Source organism: Pseudomonas viridiflava (assembly GCF_003702045.1).
Classification (GTDB): domain Bacteria; phylum Pseudomonadota; class Gammaproteobacteria; order Pseudomonadales; family Pseudomonadaceae; genus Aquipseudomonas; species Aquipseudomonas viridiflava_C.
On record NZ_RBTP01000066.1, the window covers coordinates 98,262 to 119,557 of the forward strand.

At 59.4% G+C, this 21,296-nt stretch carries 20 protein-coding genes and 1 pseudogene; 13 read left to right on the forward strand and 8 right to left on the reverse strand.

What is annotated here, in order from left to right:
- Nucleotides 1–329 precede the first annotated feature (329 nt).
- The 3 genes from ALP40_RS20145 (at nt 330) to ALP40_RS20155 (ending at nt 2,702) form a co-directional block, all read left to right on the forward strand.
- Nucleotides 330–1,022, forward strand: a complete 693-nt coding sequence (locus tag ALP40_RS20145) for a DUF421 domain-containing protein (RefSeq protein ID WP_122209947.1) — start codon at nt 330–332, stop codon at nt 1,020–1,022.
- A gap of 339 nt (nt 1,023–1,361) precedes the next feature.
- Nucleotides 1,362–1,781: a polyribonucleotide nucleotidyltransferase gene (locus ALP40_RS20150; RefSeq protein WP_122209948.1), complete on the forward strand. Its 420-nt coding sequence runs from the start codon at nt 1,362–1,364 to the stop codon at nt 1,779–1,781.
- 27 nt (nt 1,782–1,808) lie between these two features.
- Entirely contained in the window at nt 1,809–2,702 is an 894-nt protein-coding gene (locus tag ALP40_RS20155; protein WP_122209949.1) for a cation diffusion facilitator family transporter, read from the forward strand.
- A 6-nt stretch (nt 2,703–2,708) separates the two neighbouring features.
- On the opposite strand, the gene ALP40_RS25615 is transcribed toward ALP40_RS20155, so the two are convergent.
- Nucleotides 2,709–3,425, reverse strand: a complete 717-nt coding sequence (locus ALP40_RS25615; protein WP_183136071.1) for a DUF6515 family protein — start codon at nt 3,423–3,425, stop codon at nt 2,709–2,711.
- Between ALP40_RS25615 and ALP40_RS25620 the strand changes: the two are divergent.
- Both ALP40_RS25620 and ALP40_RS20165 read left to right on the forward strand, forming a co-directional pair.
- Nucleotides 3,426–3,920: pseudogene (locus ALP40_RS25620) on the forward strand (hypothetical protein); the annotation flags it as partial. It abuts the gene before it with no gap.
- 350 nt (nt 3,921–4,270) lie between these two features.
- Nucleotides 4,271–4,750 (forward strand): Lrp/AsnC family transcriptional regulator, encoded by a 480-nt coding sequence (locus ALP40_RS20165; protein ID WP_004885037.1) that lies wholly within the window; start codon nt 4,271–4,273, stop codon nt 4,748–4,750.
- A gap of 20 nt (nt 4,751–4,770) precedes the next feature.
- Here ALP40_RS20165 and ALP40_RS20170 read toward each other — a convergent pair whose 3' ends face one another.
- The 4 genes from ALP40_RS20170 to ALP40_RS20185 all read right to left on the reverse strand — a co-directional run bounded on the left by ALP40_RS20170 (nt 4,771) and on the right by ALP40_RS20185 (nt 10,744).
- Entirely contained in the window at nt 4,771–5,403 is a 633-nt protein-coding gene (locus tag ALP40_RS20170; RefSeq protein ID WP_122209951.1) for a pseudouridine synthase, read from the reverse strand.
- 66 nt (nt 5,404–5,469) lie between these two features.
- Complete coding sequence (amn, locus tag ALP40_RS20175) at nt 5,470–6,933, reverse strand: AMP nucleosidase (RefSeq protein ID WP_122209952.1); 1,464 nt, start codon at nt 6,931–6,933, stop codon at nt 5,470–5,472.
- Between the two features lie 52 nt (nt 6,934–6,985).
- Nucleotides 6,986–8,635, reverse strand: coding sequence for an acyl-CoA dehydrogenase family protein (locus ALP40_RS20180; protein WP_122209953.1), 1,650 nt, complete (start codon nt 8,633–8,635; stop codon nt 6,986–6,988).
- Nucleotides 8,636–8,749: 114 nt separating this feature from the next.
- On the reverse strand, nt 8,750–10,744 hold the full coding sequence (locus ALP40_RS20185) for a sensor histidine kinase (protein ID WP_122209954.1): 1,995 nt from the start codon (nt 10,742–10,744) through the stop codon (nt 8,750–8,752).
- A 378-nt stretch (nt 10,745–11,122) separates the two neighbouring features.
- On the opposite strand from ALP40_RS20185, the gene ALP40_RS20190 reads away from it, so the two are divergent.
- Together ALP40_RS20190 and thiE are read left to right on the forward strand one after the other, a co-directional pair.
- Nucleotides 11,123–11,920: a hydroxymethylpyrimidine/phosphomethylpyrimidine kinase gene (locus ALP40_RS20190; RefSeq protein WP_122209955.1), complete on the forward strand. Its 798-nt coding sequence runs from the start codon at nt 11,123–11,125 to the stop codon at nt 11,918–11,920.
- A gap of 23 nt (nt 11,921–11,943) precedes the next feature.
- Nucleotides 11,944–12,573 carry a thiamine phosphate synthase gene (gene thiE, locus ALP40_RS20195; RefSeq protein WP_122209956.1) on the forward strand — a complete coding sequence of 210 codons (630 nt, stop codon included), beginning with the start codon at nt 11,944–11,946 and terminating at the stop codon, nt 12,571–12,573.
- Nucleotides 12,574–12,631: 58 nt separating this feature from the next.
- Here thiE and ALP40_RS20200 read toward each other — a convergent pair whose 3' ends face one another.
- On the reverse strand, nt 12,632–13,153 hold the full coding sequence (locus ALP40_RS20200; RefSeq protein WP_122209957.1) for a methylated-DNA--[protein]-cysteine S-methyltransferase: 522 nt from the start codon (nt 13,151–13,153) through the stop codon (nt 12,632–12,634).
- On the reverse strand, nt 13,150–14,595 hold the full coding sequence (locus tag ALP40_RS20205; RefSeq protein WP_122210039.1) for a DNA-3-methyladenine glycosylase 2 family protein: 1,446 nt from the start codon (nt 14,593–14,595) through the stop codon (nt 13,150–13,152). The genes ALP40_RS20200 and ALP40_RS20205 overlap by 4 nt, the downstream gene beginning before the upstream one ends.
- 197 nt (nt 14,596–14,792) lie before the next feature.
- Between ALP40_RS20205 and hemL the strand changes: the two genes are divergently transcribed.
- A complete protein-coding gene (hemL, locus tag ALP40_RS20210) occupies nt 14,793–16,076 on the forward strand; it encodes a glutamate-1-semialdehyde 2,1-aminomutase (protein WP_122209958.1) in 1,284 nt (427 codons plus the stop codon).
- Between the two features lie 307 nt (nt 16,077–16,383).
- Nucleotides 16,384–16,932 carry a tetratricopeptide repeat protein gene (locus ALP40_RS20215; protein WP_122209959.1) on the forward strand — a complete coding sequence of 183 codons (549 nt, stop codon included), beginning with the start codon at nt 16,384–16,386 and terminating at the stop codon, nt 16,930–16,932.
- Nucleotides 16,933–16,969: 37 nt separating this feature from the next.
- Here ALP40_RS20215 and ALP40_RS20220 read toward each other — a convergent pair whose 3' ends face one another.
- Complete coding sequence (locus ALP40_RS20220) at nt 16,970–17,296, reverse strand: DUF1820 family protein (protein WP_122209960.1); 327 nt, start codon at nt 17,294–17,296, stop codon at nt 16,970–16,972.
- Nucleotides 17,297–17,424: 128 nt separating this feature from the next.
- Here ALP40_RS20220 and miaB point away from each other — a divergent pair, with 128 nt between their 5' ends.
- The 4 genes from miaB to ALP40_RS20240 all read left to right on the forward strand — a co-directional run bounded on the left by miaB (nt 17,425) and on the right by ALP40_RS20240 (nt 21,288).
- Complete coding sequence (miaB, locus tag ALP40_RS20225; protein ID WP_122209961.1) at nt 17,425–18,753, forward strand: tRNA (N6-isopentenyl adenosine(37)-C2)-methylthiotransferase MiaB; 1,329 nt, start codon at nt 17,425–17,427, stop codon at nt 18,751–18,753.
- Between the two features lie 168 nt (nt 18,754–18,921).
- Nucleotides 18,922–19,944, forward strand: coding sequence for a PhoH family protein (locus tag ALP40_RS20230; protein ID WP_122209962.1), 1,023 nt, complete (start codon nt 18,922–18,924; stop codon nt 19,942–19,944).
- Nucleotides 19,937–20,440: an rRNA maturation RNase YbeY gene (ybeY, locus tag ALP40_RS20235; RefSeq protein WP_122209963.1), complete on the forward strand. Its 504-nt coding sequence runs from the start codon at nt 19,937–19,939 to the stop codon at nt 20,438–20,440. Before ALP40_RS20230 ends, ybeY begins: the two co-directional genes overlap by 8 nt.
- 5 nt (nt 20,441–20,445) lie before the next feature.
- Nucleotides 20,446–21,288, forward strand: coding sequence for an HlyC/CorC family transporter (locus ALP40_RS20240; RefSeq protein ID WP_122209964.1), 843 nt, complete (start codon nt 20,446–20,448; stop codon nt 21,286–21,288).
- Nucleotides 21,289–21,296 lie beyond the last annotated feature (8 nt).

The following is a 21,296-nucleotide window of genomic DNA, read 5'->3' on the forward strand; positions in this document are numbered from 1 at the left end:
CTGCCTCCTGGGTCTGATAACGGCCTGCGGTGACGATGAAAAAGGAGCAACCTCCCAAAGCGCTGAACACGACCACGCCTACCAGTAACACTCGACAAAACAAAACCGCAAGGCTCATTCCACAACAGCGCGGGTAGCTGTCCGGCCAGTGAAACCGATGCAGATTTAAATAAGCAGCGTTTGGCCGATCAAGGTTACGATTTGAGCGTGGAGATTCATTCCATGATCGGCAATTGCTCTGCGCCACCCAGAGTCCCGGAAGAGGCGACGCACTGGCAGAAACGAATGAAGCACTGTTGTGGGCATTTTAAAAAACGAAAGAGGTCATAATGTCACCGTTTGATATTCAACGAATGTTGATAGATGAATTTCCATTCTCATTCCTGCTAGAAGTAGGCTTTCGAACAACCTTTGCTTTTCTTGCCGTTTTTTTATTTTTAAAATCGAGTGGTCGCAGAGGGATAAGACAGCTCTCACTTTTCGAGCTGGTCGTCATTCTCACATTGGGTTCTGCTGCGGGAGATGTCACCTTCTACCACGATGTCCCTTTGTTACCTGTCGCCGTGGTTTTTCTCACCCTTCTATTTCTTTATCGCGCTATCGTGCTGATCATGACGAAAAGCAAGAAATTCGAAGCACTGATTGATGGCCTCCCCGTCACGGTCATACACCGTGGATTATACGAGCTTGAGTCCCTGGGAAAACTAAACATGTCCCCCAGCGAACTACTGATGGAACTTCGACAGCAAGGCGTTGAACACTTGGGCCAAGTGAGACTGGGCATCATGGAAACGGATGGCGACATAAGTCTTTATTTCTATGACAATGAGGACGTACAACCTGGCCTGTCAGTCCTGCCCCCTGAACACCGCAAGGAATTTAAAAAAGCCCCCGCCTCAGCACTTTATTGCTGCATTAACTGCGGCGCGCCACAATCCATCCATGAGGAACAAGAGTCGCGGTGCTCACGATGTGACCATGACATTTGGTCTACGGCATTGAGCACCAGGCGCTGTAGGTGATGGTTGCAGGAAACAGCCCCATCGAGCAGCGGTCCAATCGACGAACGCAGCATTCCAAGGCGCAATAAATAGAGAGCGAGAAACTCCACTTTTGCCCTGTGGCGTGGGCGCTTTCGCAGGTTACGACGGCTGCGATGGGCTGCGATGGGCTGCGCAGCAGACCTTGACTGCATCTGATCCACCACATGTGCTGGATTGGCTGCCGGTTCCCGGCAGATCGCCGGCAAGCCGCCTCCCATACCCCATCAACTGTGCTACCAGAACCACCCCCTGACGCAATAGTCTTAGCCTTGCAGCTTTAGCCTTGTATAGTTGCCCTCTTCATCTCAGGAGTTCTCCATGCGCATTCCTTCCCGTTTGATTGGTGGCGTTGTGGTCGCCACGTTGCTGACTCAACTGACTGCCTGCGGCAGCATTTTCTACCCCGAGCGCCGTGGCCAGATTGACGGCAAGATCGATCCGGCCATTGCAGCGCTGGATGCGTTCGGCTTGCTGTTCTATATCATTCCCGGCGTGATTGCCTTTGCGGTGGACTTCGCGTCCGGCGCGATTTACTACGGGCCGGGCGAGCATGCGCAGATCGATCCGCAGAAGCTGCAGCCTGCCATCAAGGCCGATGGCAGCGTCGACAACATCAAGCTGCAAGCCATCCTTGAAACCGAACTGGGCCGCTCGCTGCCGTTGAACGATCCGCGCCTGATTCAGCATAAAGGCAGCGTCGAGCAACTGGCGTCGCTGGGCCTGATTCCAGCTGCGTAATCTTTTTCCAGGTTTGAAGGACGCGTCATGAGCACCAGTGCCGAACACACCCGACTGTTGCGTCTCGCGACGCGGGCTTCCCTTGGCGTGGCGATTACGCTGATCCTGGCCAAAAGCGTGGCGTGGTGGATCAGTGGGTCGGTCAGTCTTCTGGCAGGCTTGACCGATTCGCTGCTCGATGGCGCGGCGTCCTTTCTCAACCTGCTGGCGGTTCATTACGCGCTGCGCCCTGCCGACGATGATCATCGGTATGGCCACGGCAAGGCGGAAGCGTTGTCAGGCATGGCGCAGGCGCTGTTCATCGGCGTCAGTGGCGTGCTGATTGCGTTCCAGGCCGTGGAGCGTATTCAGAACCCTGAACCATTGGGCGCTCCGTTGCTAGGCATGATCGTGATGGTGGTGTCCATCGCACTGACCCTGGCACTGCTGACCCTGCAAAGCAGGGTGATCAAGGCCACCGGCTCTGCTGCGATTCGTGCGGACTCGCTGCACTATCGTTCTGACCTGCTGCTCAACGCCAGTATCTTGCTGGCGTTGACCCTGGCATATTTCGGCTGGCAGCAACTGGATGCATATTTCGGGCTCGGGATCGCGGTATACATCCTCTGGAGCGCCTTCCAGATTGCCAAAGAAACCGTTTCCGTGCTGATGGATGAGGAGCTGCCCAGCGATGTCAGTACGCACATGCTTGAACTGGCGTGTAGCGTACCGGGCGTGCTGGGCGCGCATGACCTGCGCACGCGGATATCGGGCAATCACTGGTTCGTGCAACTGCACCTGGAGTTGCCGGGCGCGCTGACACTGTCCGTCGCCCATGCCCTGTGCGATCAAGTGGCCGACGCCATCCATGCGCAATACCCGAAGGCCGAAGTGCTGGTACACGCCGACCCTCAGGAAGTGGTGAAGCAGGCTCGCGCCTGATCGTCTTTAATTGACGCTGTAGCCGCGCCCCGCCAGACAGGCACCCATTGAGCGTCGATACAGGTCTACGACTTCCGGCTGGGGCTGAGCGGTAATGTTCGCCGGATCGAAACCGCTCTGCTCTGCGGCCCAGCGGTAGCATTGATAACGATCCAGTTCGACCTGCTGCTGACTCTGACCGTTGAGCGGATACGCGACAGGGTCATAACCGTTGCCCTGGTGCTGTGCAGGCGCCGAATACACGGTTTCGTTTTGCGGAGGATTGACCACCACGTACTCCTGAGTATCAGGTTGATACGTGTAATAGGCCCCGGCAGCGAGAAACAGCAGGCTGCTGCCAATCCAGACTTCTTGGGAATATGACGGCAAACTGCGCACGCGAGCGCCGTAAGGCGGGTTCACAACCACATAGCGTGGGCCCTGCGGCCGATACCAGTAGCCTTCGGAATAGAAGTAATCCTGCCCTCGATACGGAATGCGCGAATAGCCGCCGGGGACGCGGTCGATGGCGTAGCCCGGGCGGTAGCGCGGTCCTGGGCCCCAGCCATTGCCATGCCCGTCGGGCCGGCCGTCCCAGCGATTGTCAGGCCGGCCGTTGCCTGCTGACCAATTGCGGTTGTTGCCACGCGGAATGTCCTGGTAATAGCCCTCGCGAGGCTGCTGGGTTTGCCAGGCTTCACGCGAGCCACCCTGAATCGGCAGATTGTCTTGGGTCTGTCTCAACTGTTGCTGCTGCTGGCGCTGTTGATTCTGCTGTTGCTGGATCTGGCGCTGCTGTTCACGTTGCTGCTGCTGAATCTGTTGCTGTTGCTGACGCTCGACATTGCGCTGCTGCAGTTCCTGCTGCTGGATCTGCTGTTGTTGCTGACGTTCGACCTGACGCTGCTGATTCTGCTGTTCCTGAATCTGGCGTTGCTGGTTGTTCTGCTGTTGATAGATTTGCTGCTGTTGTTCGCGCTGAACGTTGCGCTGCTGGTTCTGTTGCTGCTGTTGCTGCTGTTGCTGAATCTGGCGTTGCTGCTGCTGTTGCTGATTCTGCTGAAAAAGCTGCTGCTGGTTCTGCCGTTGCTGACTGTCGCCTCGGGGAGAATCATCGCGTTCGTCCGCCAGCGCGTGGGCACTTATGCTCAGGCACAACAGACTCAAACCCGCGAACTGCCAGATGCCAGATTTCATGCTTTCCTCACTAGAGCGCGGATGGACGTTATTGAGACTGTGATAGCGATGCGCCGTTCTGCGCACTTTATCAGGACGCAAAGAAAAGGGGACCCTTTGGCCCCCTTGGGATACTTCGTCCTGCGCGACGCTTGTGGCATCGGCTCACTTCATGCCGTCTTGTGGACAGTATGTAGCCCGGGGGCCTGGCGCACCCGGTGGGGTGGGAGGCCGCGACTGGCCTGATTCGGCGGGTCGCGCTGGACGCTGTGTCCGGGCAGTGATTCTGGTTAAAAGAATAGGCCTGTGGCATTGGCACGGGATTGCTAATGTTGCTTGATAAAACATTACTTGCGCAATTTTTGACTTCAGATGAATAATCCAGCGCAATCGAAATCATAAAGGGGTACATCGTGAGCAAGCTCGACAGATATGACTTGAGCATTTTGGCCGAATTGCAAAAGGACGCGCGCATCTCCAACCAGGAATTGGCGGAACGCATTGGTCTATCGCCGTCGCCGTGCTCACGCAGGGTCAAGCAGCTGGAAGACGACGGCTATATCGTGCGACAGGTAGCGTTGCTGGACCGCAAGAAGCTGGGCTTGAACCTGACTGCCTACGTGCTGATCGGCATGGACCGTCACACGCCGGAGCGTTTCGAAAACTTTGAGCAGCAGATCCGCAACCTGCCTCAGGTACTGGAATGCAGCCTGGTGACCGGCATGGAAGCGGACTATCAACTCAAGGTCGTGGTGCCTGATATGGACCACTATCAGAAACTGCTGCTGGGGCACCTGACCCGCATCGAAGGCGTGACCAGCGTACGTTCAAGCTTTGTGCTCAATCAGGTACTGGCCAGCACTGAAATGCCGCTGGTTCATCTGCGCAACTGATGCCCTGACCCTTAGCACGGTCACAGCCTGGCGGGCACCTCGCGATACTCACCCTGATCAAGCCCGTCGAGCGTCCAGTCGCCAATCCTGACGCGCACCAGCCTCAGGGTCGGCAGGCCCACGGCAGCGGTCATGCGCCGCACCTGTCGATTTCGGCCTTCCTTGATCACCAGTTCCAGCCAGTGAGTCGGGACGCTTTTACGAAAGCGAACCGGCGGGTTGCGTGGCCAGAGATCCGGCTCTTCGATCTGCCGGGCCTCGGCAGGCAAGGTCGGGCCGTCGTTGAGCTGCACGCCGTCACGCAACTGCTGCAACTGCTCCTCGGTTGGCTCGCCTTCGACCTGAACCCAATAAGTCTTGGCCAGCTTGTGCCTGGGATCGGCAATGCGCGCCTGTAATTGCCCGTCGTTGGTCAGTAGCAACAGACCTTCGCTGTCGCGATCCAGTCGGCCTGCCGGGTAGATGCCCGGGATCTTGATGAAATCCTTGAGCGTCGCCCGCCCCTGCTCATCGTTGAACTGGGTCAACACGTCGAACGGCTTGTTGAACAGGACCAGCTTCGGCTCGGCAGGCGGCGCCTTTGCAACGCGCCGTGGGGCGTTTGTCGGACTGGATGAGGGGCGGCGTGATGCAGGACGCTGGATGCGGGACATGAGAGTTGGGTAATCAAAAACAGAAAGGGCCACTTTAGTGGCCCTTTTTGCAAATACCAACCTCAATCAGCGGAATGGCGGCTCGTCGAAGCTGCGCAATTTGCGTGAGTGCAGCGAGTTGAGTTCGGTACGCAGCAGGTCCAGCGCCGCGATGCCGATCTTCAAATGCTGACTGACGGCACGTTCGTAGAACGCGTTGGCAGAGCCCGGCAGCTTGATTTCACTGTGCAACGGTTTGTCGGATACACACAGCAAGGTCCCGTAAGGCACACGCAGGCGATAACCCTGAGCGGCAATGGTGCCGCTTTCCATGTCCACGGCCACGGCGCGGGACAGGTTGATCAGCGGACGCTCCTGCGCCCAGCGCAGCTCCCAGTTGCGGTCGTCGTAGGTCAGCACGGTGCCGGTACGCAGGCGCTTCTTGAGTTCTTCGCCCCGTTCACCGGTGATCTGCGCAGCCGATTCCTGCAACGCCAATTGCACCTCGGCCAAAGCCGGAATCGGGATGTGCGGTGGCAACACACGGTCCAGAATACCGTCACGACGCATGTAGGCGTGGGCCAGCACGTAATCGCCGATGGTCTGCGACTGACGCAGGCCGCCGCAGTGACCGATCATCAGCCAGCAATGCGGACGCAAGACCGCCAGGTGGTCGGTGATGTTCTTGGCGTTGGACGGGCCGACACCAATGTTGACCAGCGTCACGCCGTGACCGTCTTCAGCGATCAGGTGATAGGCCGGCATCTGGTAGCGATGCCAGACCACGCTGGCGACGATGGCCTGGGCCTCGTCCTGACTCATGCTTTTGTCGACCACCACGTTGCCAGGCAGAACCATGCGCACGAAACGCGGGTCTTCACGCAGTTTTTCCAGGCCATGCAGGATGAACTGGTCGACATAGCGATGGTAGTTGGTCAGCAGAATCCACGGCTGGACGTGCCGCCAGTCGCTACCGGTGTAATGCACCAGGCGACGCAACGAAAAATCCACACGTGCAGCATCGAACAGCGCCAGTGGCAGCGGATCGACGTTGGCCCAGTCGTAAAGGCCATCGGCAATGCCATCGGTTGCAGCCGACAGGTCGGTACTGGGGAACACACGCGCCAGCGCAGCGGCCGTCACGCCGGAACCGGCCAGCTCATCGCCCTGCTCCACCACGTACGGATAAGGGATGTTCTGTTCACTCAGGCCGACTTCCACCGTCACAGTGAAATCGCTCATCAACGGGCCAAGTTGCTCCAGCAGGTATTTGCGAAATGCCTTGGGCTGCGTGACGGTGACGCTGTAAGCGCCCGGCAACTGGACCTTGGCGTAGGCGCGGGTGGTGAGCGGTACTTCACCGTGGCACTCGTAATGGAGGCGCAATTCAGGATAGCGGAACTGCGCTCGTTCTTCGGCGCTGGGCTCGACGCGGTCTTTCAGGTAACGCTTGAGTGCCTGGCTCAGCGCGCTGGTCGCCCGCTCGTGCAGCTCAGCGAGGCGCTCAACCGCTTGCTCGGCAGTGTCTACAACAACAAAGGCTTGGGTCACGTTTCATGTCCTGTCTGAACTTGCAGACCTGCATCGTAACGGGTTCGCGTGCTCATGCCACCTGCGGCGACGCTCTGGCCAGCAATGTTTCGACATTCACACCGCGCGGCAATGCGCCATACACACGCCCACCCGCAGCAATCCGGCTGGCAATGAACCCGTCGCTGACCGCAGCATTACCCGCTTCCAGCAACAGCTTGGCCTGCAAGGCCACGGCGATGTCTTCGGTCAGTTGCCGGGCGCGGTACTGAATGTCGCTCAAATCGGTGAAAGCCTCTTTCAGCGTGGCGATATGCGCCGCCAGACGATGATCGACATGCCCATCGCCCAGCTCATCGAATAACGCATCCAGTACGCCCGGTTCTTTGGACAGCGCTCTCAGCACATCCAGGCACTGCACGTTCCCGGAGCCTTCCCAGGTCGAGTTGACCGGTGCTTCCCGGTACAGGCGCGGCAGAATGCTGTCTTCGACATAACCTGCACCGCCGAGGCATTCCGCCGCTTCGTTGATCATTGCCGGGGCGCGTTTACAGATCCAATACTTGCCCACGGCAGTCACCAGCCGGACGAAGCGCGCTTCATGGCAATCATCCGGATGGTCCAGCGCACGCCCCATGCGCAGGGTCAGCGCCAGCGCCGCTTCGCTTTCCAGCGCCAGGTCGGCCAGCACGTTCTGCATCAGCGGCTGCTCTGCCAACAACCGGCCGCTGACCGAGCGATGCGCACAATGATGCGTGGCCTGGGTCAGCGCCTGACGCATTAGCGCGCTGGAGCCGATCATGCAGTCGAAGCGGGTCATGGCGACCATTTCGAGGATGGTCGCCACACCCCGCCCCTCTTCGCCGATCATCCAGGCCAGCGCGCCCCGGAACTCGACTTCGCAGGACGCGTTGGACCAGTTGCCCAGCTTGTTTTTCAGGCGCTGGATATAGAATTCGTTGCGCGTGTCGTCCGGCCGATGGCGCGGCAGCAGGAAACAGCTCAGCCCCTTGTCAGTCTGCGCCAGTGTCAGGAACGCATCGCACATGGGCGCCGAGCAGAACCATTTGTGTCCGACCAGTTCGTAGGCCTGCCCCGGCCCACCCGCGCCGACTGGCCAGGCTCGCGTGGTGTTGCTGCGCACATCGGAGCCGCCCTGTTTTTCGGTCATGGCCATGCCAATGGTGGCGCCAGTCTTGTGGGCAATGCCGACGTTGCGGGGGTCGTACTGAGTGGACAGGACTTTGGGCAGCCAGATGTCGGCAAGGTCCGGTTGCAGGCGCAAGGCCGGGACGCTGGCAAACGTCATCGTCAGCGGGCAGCCGCTGCCGGGGTCGGCCTGAGTGTGCAAATAGCTCATTGCCGCTCGTGCTACATGAGCACCAGGCTGCGGATCGGTCCAAGGCAATGAAGGGATGCCATGCTTGATGGCTGTGCTCATCAACTGGTGATAAGCCGGATGAAATTCGATCAGGTCGATGCGATGGCCGTATCGGTCGTGGCTGGCGAACACCGGCTTGTTCTGGTTGGCGAGAAATCCGGCTTCCATCAACGGGCCGCCTGCCAGCGCACCGTAGGCATCCACGCGAGGCACGGCCCAGCCTGCGCCGTATCGACGGGACCACTGTTGCAACGGCAGGTCAATGCGGTAGAGATTCGCGCCGTCGAGCGGCGGCGGCTGGTTGGTGACGTCGTGGGTTTCGGCGAATTGATTCAGCTTCATGAGGCATGGCTCCCTGCATGTTTCATAGGAAGACGTGAATCATGCGCTCGGATCACGGCCTTTAAAAAGTGCCGTACACGCCGAATTATCGGCGTATTTGCCCTGCCTTCGGACTCAAATGCCCCAGTGGGCCTTCAGCTCGGGGGCTTTGCGAACGGCACCCGGGATGGCCATCAACATGGGCAGGTTCAAGGTGAAGCAACTGCCCTGACCCGGCTCGGAGCGATGGCTCAATTCGCCACCCTGCAACTCGACCAGCTTGCGACAAATCGCCAGGCCAATGCCCAGCCCGCCGTATTGACGAGTCATCGAGCCATCCACCTGAAAGAAATGCTGATACAGATTCACTTCATCCAGTTGGTTGAAACCGATACCCGAGTCCATCACCTCCACCCGCAGACGCAAGCGCTCCAGGTCCTGCGGCAAACCGCTGACCCGAACCTTGATCGCGCCTTCGCGTGTGAACTTGATGGCGTTATCCAGCAGGCACTCGACACATTGATACAGCTTGCCCGCATCGCCGCGAACGGTGGGTGGCAGCTTTTCGTCGAGTTCGAACGTCAAGGTCAACAATTTAGACTGCGCCGAACCGTTAAAGCGCTCCTGCAACTGATTGAACAGGTCGTCAATGCTGAAGGCATCGCACTGGGCATACAACACGCCCGCCTGAAGCTCGGTGAGCGTCAGGATGCCATTGATCATGCTCATCATGTCCTGCGCAGAACTGGCAGCGGTCTGTTGATACATCTCCAGTTCGTCACCCAGGTTCATCGTTTGCATCAGTTCCAGCGATCCGATGACACCGTTCATGGGCGTGCGCAATTCGTGAGTGACCGTGGCCAGGAACTCGTCCTTTAGCCGGTTGCTGGTCGCCAACTGCTGATTGAGGCGCTCCAGGTCCTTACCTGTGGCGAGCAGGGTCTGTTCCTGCTGACGTCGGGCATGGTTGATGCGGTCTGCGAGCGCCATCGACAGCAAGGCCATTTCCAGGACCGTACCAATGTGGCAGGCGTACATCGTCATGAAGGTATTGGGTAATTTGCCTAGCAGCATCAGGCCGAATATCAGCCCGCCGACCATGAACACGGACCAGGCGGTTACGAAGTGGCGCCCCACACGCTCGCCTTTCACGACGGCGATGATGCCCGCCAGATAGATGACAAGCGCACCCGCCACCACCAGATAGGTCGCTGAACGCAGGGCGGGGCCGTAGCCCAGAAACAAGGCAATGCCCATGACGACGGCGGCAGCACTGACCATCGCCAGGAGCAGCTTGTCGAGCCAGGGTGCCAAGCGCCGGGTCACCAGAAAACTGCGGGAGAACTGGCAGGCGAACAGCGTTGCGGTCGCCATCAGGAACGGCGTCGAGGCGTTCGCCCACCAAGGGTTGTCAGGCCACAGGTACTCGATGGCAACCCCGTTGATGGACATCTGATACAGCCCGAATGACGCGACGTAGAGGATGTAATAGAGGTAGTCCGGGTCGCGCACGCTGACGAAAATAAACAGGTTGTAGACCAGCATGCCCAGCAGCACGCCGTATATCAGGCCGAATACGTAGATCCGCGCAGGCTGAGCTTCGATGTAGGCGTGGGTCGACCAAAGATTGAGCGGCCCCTGAACCGATCCTTCACTTTTGAGGCGCAGGTAAACGGTGCGAGGCTGACCGGGGGGCATGTCGAGCTGAAAAAGGAAGTTGTTCTGTTTGAACTGGCGACTGGCGAACGGCAGCATGTCGCCGGTCTGCCAGATCAGCGTGGGGCGACCCACGGCATCCGGAGCATAGAAATCGACATGGTCCATCGGCGGGTACGCCAGCTCCAGCAGCCAGTCCGTGTGCTGGTCAGTGGTACGCGGGCGATACAGCAGGTCGACTTTCAACCAGAAGGCCGAATGCGAGTAACCCGCGTTGAAGGTCTTGGTCTGCAAGGGGCGAAATTCATGCTTGCCCGCCTCGGAGCTCACGCTTTCGATCGTCGCTTCGCCAGTCGGGTCTTCAAACACCTGAATTGCCCGCCCTAACGGCAGAAATTGGGTGTTCTCATCAAACTCGACGGCATGAGCGAGCAAGGGTAGCCAGACAGCCAGCATGATCAGCAAATAGCGCATTAAAGCCCCAAGGTCGGTCGTCGCGGCCATTCCATCCATTGATGGCGACGCCCTTCAAATGTCTATCCTTGAAACAGGCTAATGAGTCAAAACAGGGGTAAAGGTGTGACCGTTATCCAACTGACCGCCTGCGGGCACCCCACAGCGGGCTTGGCCGTCAGCAGTCTCTCATAACCATGAAGCATAGCCGTTAATGGCGCTCAGGCACTATCGCTTTAAAAAGCCAAGTGATGGCTCTATTTCGACTCTTGTGCGCCAAACATGAATTTTTCTCCTGCTGTTCTTGAAGAATCACAGCCCGATCGCTTGCTCACGGCGATAAGAAAAACCGGTATCGACAGGCGGAGCTGGAAAGGTTTAGTGATAAGCTCGCGCACCATGAATATCTATAGCTCCCGCCCCGTTGTCCTCTGCCTCTCCGGCCACGACCCTAGTGGCGGCGCTGGCATGCAGGCCGATATTGAAGCCCTGCTCGCCCAAGGCTGCCACGCCGCTCCGGTCATTACTGCGCTGACTGTGCAAGACACCGTCAATGTCAGTGATTTTCGTGTGCTGGATCGAGACTGGGTAATGGCCCAGGCTCATGCAGTCCTCAACGATTCATGCGTCGCCGCCGTTAAGCTGGGGATGCTCGGCTCGCTGGAAATGGTCGCGACCGTTGTCGAACTGCTGCAAGCCAACCCTCATTTGCCGATGGTCTGCGATCCTGTGTTGCGGGCTGGCGGTGGAGGAAGGCTGGGCAAGGACGAAGTCGGTTACGCCATGCGCGAACACCTGCTGCCGCTCTCGACCATCGCCACGCCCAATCTGCCGGAGGCTCGCATTCTCGCCGAGCTGCCCGAAGGTACGGCGGACGAATGCGCCGAAAAGCTGCTGCCCTACTGCCAGTACCTGCTGATTACCGGCGGGCATGGCGATGAGCAGCAGATTCACAACCGTCTTTACGTTCGTGGCGGCGATACCCACACGTTCATCTGCGAGCGCCTGCCCGGCAGCTACCACGGTTCCGGCTGCACATTGGCCAGCGCCCTGGCGGGAAGACTGGCGCAAGGCGAGGAAACGGTCAGCGCGGTGAAGTCTGCCCTCGATTACACGTGGAGAACGCTGCGTGACGCCGAGCAACTGGGCAAAGGGCAATTCGTGCCCCGCCGTCTGCCGCTGGATTTCTGCTCGTAACACATCGCCATGAGGGTCGATTCATGAAACTACGTGGCCTGTATGCCATTACCGACAGCCAGCTGTTGTCTGGCAGATTCCTGGCTTACGTCGAAGCCGCCCTTGATGGCGGCGTGACCCTGCTGCAATACCGGGACAAGACTGAAGACGAATCGCGCCGCCTGCGCGAAGCGACCGAGCTGCTGAAGTTGTGCGAGCGTTACAAGACCCGACTGATCATCAATGATGACGCGGAGCTGGCGGCTCGCCTGGGTGTCGGCGTACACCTGGGGCAGGCCGACGGTTCACTGCCCGACGCGCGTGCGTTGCTGGGGCACAAGGCAATTGTCGGCGCGACCTGTCATGGCAAGCTTGAACTGGCCGCACGCGCCAAGGCGGACGGGGCGACGTACGTGGCATTCGGTCGCTTCTTCAATTCGCAGACCAAACCGAACGCGCCTGCCGTGCCATTGGACCTGATCGCTCAGGTTCGGGCCAACGTGCATCTGCCTATCGCGGTGATCGGCGGCATCACCCTGGAAAATGCCCCGCAACTGGTGGAGCACGGTGCCGACCTGCTGGCCGTCGTACACGGCCTGTTTGGCGCCGAAACCGCCCAGGAAGTCACCCGCCGGGCCAAGGCCTTCAACACCCTGCTGGCAAACGGGCGCTAAGCATAAGCATGCAGCCCGTAACGCTCTGCGTCACACACCGGCGTGAGCGCGATCAGGGCTAAACCTTCTCCACCAGTTTGAACTCGAAATCCGGCATGCCGGTTGCGTTTTCCAGCGCCAGCAATGCGCGTTTACGCTCGACGCCCCCGGCATAGCCTGTCAGGTCGCCGCCTGCGCCAATCACGCGATGGCACGGCACGATGATGGAAATCGGATTCTTGCCGTTGGCCGTTCCTACCGCTCGGGAATGACCTGGGCTCAAGCCCATTTTTTTCGCCATCGCACCGTAGGAAATCATCTCACCGTAGGGAATGCGCGCCAGCTCAGCCCAGACCTGCTCCTGAAACGGTGTACCACGCATGCGCAGCGGCACATCGAAAAACCGGCGCTCGCCGCGAAAGAACTCAGTCAGTTGTTCCTGCGCCAGTCGCACGACCCGTGGCACATGCTGATCGTCCGGCATCATCACCAGACCGGGATAATGTTTCTGGCCGATGAAGTACACGCCCGTCAGCGCGTCGTCCTCGGTACGCAGTGCGATGTCGCCCAAGGGGCTTGTCAGCAGGTAGCCGGGAATCATGATGACGTCTCCTCACGTTGATGCCAGACATGCACAGTCGCGTACGCTCGCCACGGTGCCCACCGGCTTGCATGCGCGTTGAGCTGCGCAGCCGTCGTGCAACCCAGTCGTTTTTTAAGCACCGCGTCCCCCTCGGGGAATGCATTGGGCCAGCCCAAGGCGCGCATGGCAATGTATTGAACGGTCCACTCGCCGATGCCGCGAATGTGCCGCAACGCCGCCAGCGTTTCCTCAAGCGGCACCAGCGGCTCAAGCAGAATGCGCCCCGCCGCCACTTCTTTAGCAACCGTAATGATCGCCTCGGCCCGAATACGGATCAGGCCGGTGGCGATCAGGTCTTCATGATGCAGCGTGGCAATGACCTGTGCAGTCGGGAACGCAGGGTGCAGGCCGAACGGCGCGTCGCTCACCGGCTCGCCGAATCGTTCGGCAATACGGCTCAGAATCGCTCGGGCATTGGGCACCGATATCTGCTGCCCGACGACCGCCCGCACGGCGATTTCGAAGCCATCGAACGCTCCCGGCACACGCATGCCGCGCAGATCGCCAATCAGCGGCCCGAGATGCTCATCCACTAGATCAGGGCGGCACCCCGTGTCAAACACCCGCCGTAAACGCCCAAGCACCACCGCCACCGCCGACTGCAACGAGGCAGACATGGTCACCACCAGCGCATGCCGTTGGGGTGCGTCGGTGACAGTGATCCAGCCGCAGACCCTGCGCCCCGCATGCTCGACCTCGATGACCCGCGCATACACTTCACCCTCCACATGCTCGACGCCTGCAATACGGCGATGCGCGAGAAAAGCCAGCACACCGGCCCATGAAAACGGGGGCCGATAGGACAGCTCAAAGCGCAGTTCGGCATCATCGGCTCTGTACACCGACTTCCTCAGCCGCGTCGGATTCAGGCCATAGCGCGCCTGAAATACATCGTTGAATCGCCGCACGCTGCCAAACCCTGCGGCCAGCGCCACCTCGGTCATAGATATTCCGGTATCGGTCAACAGGCGCTTGGCGACCAACAAACGCTGCGTCTGGGCGAACTCGATCATCGAGACGCCGAACTCGGTTTCGAAAATCCGCCGCAAGTGCCGCGCCGTGACGCCCACTCGCTTCGCCAGCGCATCCAGTGTCCGGCCACTCAGAAATCCCTCTTCGATCAGCCGGGCGGCGGCCTGCGCCAATCGGCTCGACATGTCCAACAGACTTTGTCCGGGCGCCAGTTCCGGGCGGCAACGCAAGCATGGGCGAAACCCGGCCTGCTCGGCAGACGCCGCCGTCTTGTAAAAGCTGCAATTTTTGGCCTGTGGCGCACGCACCGGGCACATGGGCCGACAGTAAATGCCGGTGGATGACACGCCCATGAAAAACCAACCGTCAAACCGGCGGTCCCTGGCGATAAACGCGGCGTAGCAGATGGCGGGGTCGAGAATGTTCATGGAGCAGACTCTATTCCAGCCTTCAGCAAAAGTCTGGCTGAATTCGGACATGTGCATCCGGCAGGCAGCCATCATTTGTTATAGTGCCGACTCCTGCGCTCTACTTGGCTCACGCCACCCTAATAAAGCAGTCACTGCTCGCCTCGGCTGACCCCAGCGTAGACCCGACTTCCTCGTTTCAAAGCAGAGACCCGATCATGTCCCGTTCCGAAACACTGTTCGCCAATGCCCAAAAACATATCCCCGGTGGCGTGAATTCGCCGGTTCGCGCGTTCAAGAGCGTGGGCGGCACGCCGCTGTTCTTCAAGCACGCGGCGGGCGCCTACGTGACTGACGAAGACGACAAACGCTACGTTGACTACGTCGGCTCGTGGGGCCCGATGATTCTGGGCCACAGCCACCCGGAGGTGCTCGACGCCGTGCGCAACCAACTGGAGCACGGTCTGTCATACGGTGCGCCGACCGCGATGGAAACCGAGATGGCCGATCTGGTCTGCTCGCTGGTGCCATCGATGGAAATGGTGCGCATGGTCAGCTCCGGCACCGAAGCCACCATGAGCGCCATCCGCCTGGCCCGTGGCTACACTGGCCGCGACAGCATCATCAAATTCGAAGGCTGCTACCACGGTCACTCCGACAGCCTGCTGGTCAAGGCCGGTTCCGGCGCGCTGACCCTGGGTGTTCCAAGCTCGCCCGGCGTACCCGCAGCCTTCGCCAAACACACCCTGACCGTGCCGTTCAACGACCTGGAAGCGGTGCGAGACATGCTGGCGCAAGTGGGCCAGGAAGTCGCCTGCATCATCGTCGAGCCTGTGGCTGGCAACATGAACTGCGTGCCGCCTGCGCCGGGCTATCTGCAAGGCTTGCGCGACCTCTGCGACGAGCACGGCGTGGTGCTGATTTTCGATGAAGTCATGACCGGTTTCCGCGTGGCCCTCGGCGGCGCTCAGGCTCACTACGGCGTGACGCCGGACCTGAGCACGTTCGGCAAGATCATCGGTGGCGGCATGCCGGTTGGCTGCTTCGGCGGTAAACGCGAAATCATGTCGCACATCGCCCCGCTGGGCCCGGTGTATCAAGCGGGCACGCTGTCCGGCAATCCGTTGGCAATGGCCGCCGGTCTGACCACGCTGCGCCTGATCAGCCGTCCCGGCTTCCATGATGAGCTGAGCGATTACACACGTCGCCTGCTCGAAGGCCTGCAACAACGTGCCGACGCCGCAGGCATTGCGTTCGTGACCACCCAGGCGGGCGGCATGTTTGGTCTGTACTTCAGCGACGCCAAGGAAATCGTCACCTTCCAGGATGTGATGACCAGCGACGCCGACCGCTTCAAGCGCTTCTTCCACCTGATGCTTGAAGGCGGCGTTTACCTGGCGCCCAGCGCGTTCGAAGCCGGTTTCACCTCCATCGCGCACGGCGATGCCGAGTTGCAACTGACCCTGGACGCTGCCGAAAAAGCTTTCGCTGCGCTTAAATAACACGCCCCGGATCGTACGTGCAGGCGGAGTTTCGCCTGCACGTACGATATCGATGAATGAAACTGAACGTTGTTGCAGCAATTAGCTTCTACACTGCAAGGCGATCAACCTGACCCGTTGATACGCACATGGGAAGCGACTGTCTGGCTTGAGGGTCTTTACCTGGTAAACAGGGGCCTTTTAAGGCCATGCAGCAGAAAATCCGTAAAGACTTTGTAAGGTTGGCTCTGCTTATTTCATAATGCGCAGCCAGCACGTTTAGCTGGTCGGGTACGCCCGCACCTTTTTCAGAGGTAAGTCGACTTCCATGAACCGCACCGGCCGCACCCTTGCATTGGGCTGCCTGTTGCTTGTCTACCCTCTGCTGGCTACTGCCGGCAGCAACTCGTTGTTAATCCCAGCGGTGGGTCGCTGCACCCTCAATACTCAGCCAGAGAACCTGCCCGCTGCGCTTTCCGCCTGCCAGCAGGCTGCTCAGTCAGGGGATGCGCAGGCGCAATACGAGTTGGGTGAGTTCTACTACGAAGGCAAGAATGCGCCTCGCGATCTGCCACAGGCCCTCAGCTATTTCGAGCAGGCTTCGTTGCAGGGTCACGCCCAGGCGCAATATCAGTTGGGCCTGATGTTCAGTCGTGGCGAAGGTGTGCAGGCTAATAACATTCAGGCCTATATCGTGCTGAAGATGGCAGCGGTCAACGGTTCGGAAGAAGCGCTGGACGCGGCGGACGAAGTGTCTGCCAACATGAAGCGCGACGAACTGGAAGTGGCCACTCAGGTGCTGGGCCAGATTTTCCGCAAATACCTCATGGAACTGCAAACGGCCGAAGGTCGCAGCCCGTTCTCTCCATTGCCCTGATCGATTCGTTTCAGGGCAACCGTCTTGATTTTCGCGCTTACTTTTCCGGCATCGGCATGGGAAACGGCATCACGTTGCTGCTGCCACGTGCTTCGCTGATCTTCGGTGTGCCCATGCGCTCGACTTCATCGATACGCACGATCGAATGCATCGGCACGAAACTGCGCACCACGCCTTCGAACTGGGCCTTGAGCTTTTCTTCGCTCGTGTCTACCACGACGGTCGTGCGCTCGCCGAAGACGAATTCTTCCACTTCCAGAAAACCCCACAGATCGCTCTGATAGATCTGTTTGGCGTACATCTCGAACACCTGGCCCTGGTTGAGGAAAATCACCTTGTAGATTGGAGCTTCGCGTTTGGTCATGGTTGGCGGATAACGATTCGGGGATGAAAAAGGGGCACGCACTATAGCATGCCCATCGGATCGCCCCTAGGAACCCAAGCACTTCACCCCTATAATGCGCGGTTCTTTGAACCAGCTGATGATCACGAATGGCCAAGAAGCTTTATATCGAAACCCACGGTTGCCAGATGAACGAGTACGACAGCTCGCGCATGGTCGATCTGCTGGGTGAACATCAGGCCCTGGAAGTCACCGCGCGCGCGGAAGACGCCGACGTGATCCTCCTCAACACCTGCTCGATTCGCGAACGCGCCCAGGACCGGGTGTACTCGCAATTGGGTCGCTGGCGAGAGCTGAAGCTGGCCAACCCTGAAATGGTGATCGCCGTCGGCGGTTGTGTGGCCAGTCAGGAAGGCGCGGCTATCCGTGATCGCGCACCCTATGTAGACGTGGTCTTTGGTCCCCAGACCTTGCACCGCCTGCCGGAAATGATCGACGCCGCACGCATCACCCGCCTGCCGCAGGTCGACGTCTCGTTCCCGGAAATCGAAAAATTCGACCACCTGCCCGAGCCTCGTGTCGACGGCCCGAGCGCATACGTGTCGGTCATGGAAGGCTGCAGCAAATACTGCACGTTCTGTGTCGTCCCCTACACGCGTGGCGAAGAGGTCAGCCGACCGTTCGATGACGTGCTGACCGAAGTCATCCACCTGGCAGAGAACGGCGTGCGCGAAGTCACGTTGCTGGGCCAGAACGTCAACGGCTACCGCGGTGCCATGCACGACGGGCGTGTCGCGGACCTGGCCGATCTGATCCGCGTGGTCGCCGCTGTCGACGGCATTGACCGCATTCGCTATACCACCTCGCATCCGCTGGAGTTCTCGGACAGCCTGATTCAGGCCCACGCCGAAGTCCCGGAACTGGTGAAGCACTTGCATTTGCCGGTTCAGTCGGGTTCGGACCGCATCCTGGCGGCCATGAAGCGCAACCACACGACGCTCGAATACAAGTCCAAGCTGCGCAAGCTCAAGGCCGCCGTGCCGGGTATCTGCATCAGCTCCGACTTCATCGTCGGGTTCCCGGGTGAAACCGAGAAGGACTTCGAGAACACCATGAAGCTGATCGAAGACGTCGGGTTCGATTTCTCGTTCTCCTTCGTCTACAGCCCGCGCCCCGGTACGCCGGCAGCCGACCTGAAAGATGAAACGCCGGAAGCCTTGAAGAAAGAGCGCCTGGCCGCCCTGCAACACCGCCTCAATCAGCAGGGCTTCGAGATCAGCCGACAAATGGTCGGCAGCACCCAGCGTATTCTGGTGACCGACTACTCCAAGAAAGACCCCGGCGAGCTGCAGGGCCGTACCGAGAACAACCGGATCGTCAATTTCCGTTGCGATAACCCCAAGCTGATCGGCCAGTTCGCCGATGTGCACATCGATGATGCACAGCCCCACTCCCTGCGCGGATCTCTGCTTCAATAACCTTTGCGCCCCGCCGCGGAAACGAATGGCCGAATGAATTCGTTTCCGTGCGGTCCCTACCATTGAGCACGGTGAATCCTCCACGCAGAAGGCAAGGCTTTCGCCTGACCACCGCTAGGGGTATTCTTCAATACATCTCAATTGCCGCCGGACGGCCATTAAAAGACCTTGAACGCACCCATAGAACCTCATCGCTTCACCCTCGAACCTTTCGAGGCCCATCGTTTCGCCAACCTGTGCGGGCAACTCGACGAGCATCTGCGCTTGATCGAACAACGCCTCGACATCGAGATCCGCAATCGCGGCAATCAGTTCGAGCTGATTGGCGACTCCAAACAAACCCACTCGGCTGAAAATCTGCTGCGCCGCCTGTACCGGGAAACCAAAGGTACTGACCTGACGCCGGATATGGTTCACCTGTTCCTCCAGGAATCTGGCGTCGAAGGGCTGGACAATCACCCAGCCGCCGAAGTCGGCGTTGCGCTGCGCACCAAGAAGGGCATGATTCGCCCGCGCGGCATCAATCAGCAGCGGTACGTTAAAGAAATCCTTGGCAACGACATCAACTTCGGCATTGGCCCTGCAGGTACTGGCAAGACGTACCTGGCGGTTGCCTGCGCAGTGGATGCGCTGGAGCGCGAGCAGATTCGTCGCATCCTGCTGGTTCGCCCGGCGGTTGAAGCGGGTGAAAAACTCGGCTTCCTGCCTGGCGACCTGGCGCAGAAGATCGACCCGTACCTGCGACCGCTCTACGACGCGCTGTACGAGATGCTCGGTTTCGAAGTCGTCGCCAAGCTGATCGAGAAGCAAGTCATTGAAGTGGCACCGCTGGCGTACATGCGCGGACGCACCCTTAATAACAGCTTCATCATTCTCGACGAAAGTCAGAACACCACCGTCGAGCAGATGAAGATGTTCCTGACCCGTATCGGCTTCGGCTCAACGGCCGTGATCACCGGCGACATCACCCAGGTCGACCTGCCCAAGGGCACCAAGTCGGGCCTGACGCATGTCATCGATGTGCTCAAAGACGTACCGGGCATCAGCTTCACGCACTTCAAGCCCAAAGACGTGGTCCGCCACCCGTTGGTGCAACGCATCGTGGAAGCCTATGAGCGCTTCGATGATCGTTTCAGCGATGGCTCGTCGAGCAACAACAGTTACTCACGGGACAAAAACCGCGATGCTTGAGCTGGACCTGCAAGTTGCAAGCGAAACCGCCGCGCCGAGCGAAGCCCAGTTCCGCCTCTGGTGTGAAATGGGCCTGCGCCCGCGCAGTGCGGATTCGGAGTTGACCATCAGACTGGTCGACGAAGCCGAAGGACGCGAGCTTAATCACACGTGGCGGCACAAGGATTACGCCACCAACGTGTTGTCCTTTCCAGCGGATGTGCCAGACGACATGCTGGACATTCCGTTGCTAGGCGATCTGGTCATTTGCGTGCCGGTGGTGAACCGCGAAGCGGGTGAGCAAAACAAGGCCGTGGACGCCCACTGGGCGCACATGGTGATTCATGGCTGCCTTCATCTGCTCGGTTACGACCATATCGATGATGAAGAAGCCGAAGAAATGGAAGCGCTGGAACGAACGTTGCTTGAGGAGTTGGGCTACCCCGACCCGTATGCCGACGACGACAGCGATACCGACGTTCAACATTCAGACACACTAAGCAAGGACCACGAGTAAGGGCTATGAGCGAAGACCGATCGAGCAACGGACAAAAGTCATGGCTGGGTAAACTGACCCAGGCTTTTGTCCATGAGCCGAAAAACCGCCAGGAGCTATTGGAGCTGCTGCGCGAAGCCCACCAGAACAAACTGCTGGACAGCGAAGCGCTGGCCATCGTCGAGGGCGCCATCCAGGTTGCCGACCTGCAAGTACGCGACATCATGGTGCCGCGCTCGCAGATGATCAGCATCAAGGGCACCCAGACACCTCGCGAATTCCTTCCTGCCGTCATCGATGCTGCCCACTCGCGCTACCCGGTGATCGGCGAGAGCCACGACGACGTGCTAGGCGTACTGCTGGCCAAGGATCTGCTGCCGCTGATTCTCAAGCCCGACGGCGACAGCGACGACATCAAGAAGCTGCTGCGCCCGGCGACGTTCGTCCCCGAGTCAAAGCGCCTGAACGTGCTGCTGCGTGAATTTCGCGCCAACCACAACCACATGGCCATCGTCATCGACGAATACGGCGGCGTGGCGGGTCTGGTGACGATTGAAGACGTACTGGAGCAGATCGTCGGCGACATCGAGGACGAGCACGATGTCGAAGAAGACAGCTTCATCAAGCCGCTGCCCAGCGGCGACTTTCTAGTCAAGGCCCTCACGCCGATCGAAAACTTCAACGAGTTCTTCGACAGCGAGTTCTCCGACGAGGAGTTCGACACCGTTGGCGGCCTTGTGATGAACGCGTTCGGCCATCTGCCCAAGCGCAACGAAATCACCGAAATCGGTGCATATCGTTTCCGCATCCTGAGCGCAGACAGTCGTCGCATTCACTTGCTGCGCCTGAGCCCGATCTCACGCCCGTAACCACTCCG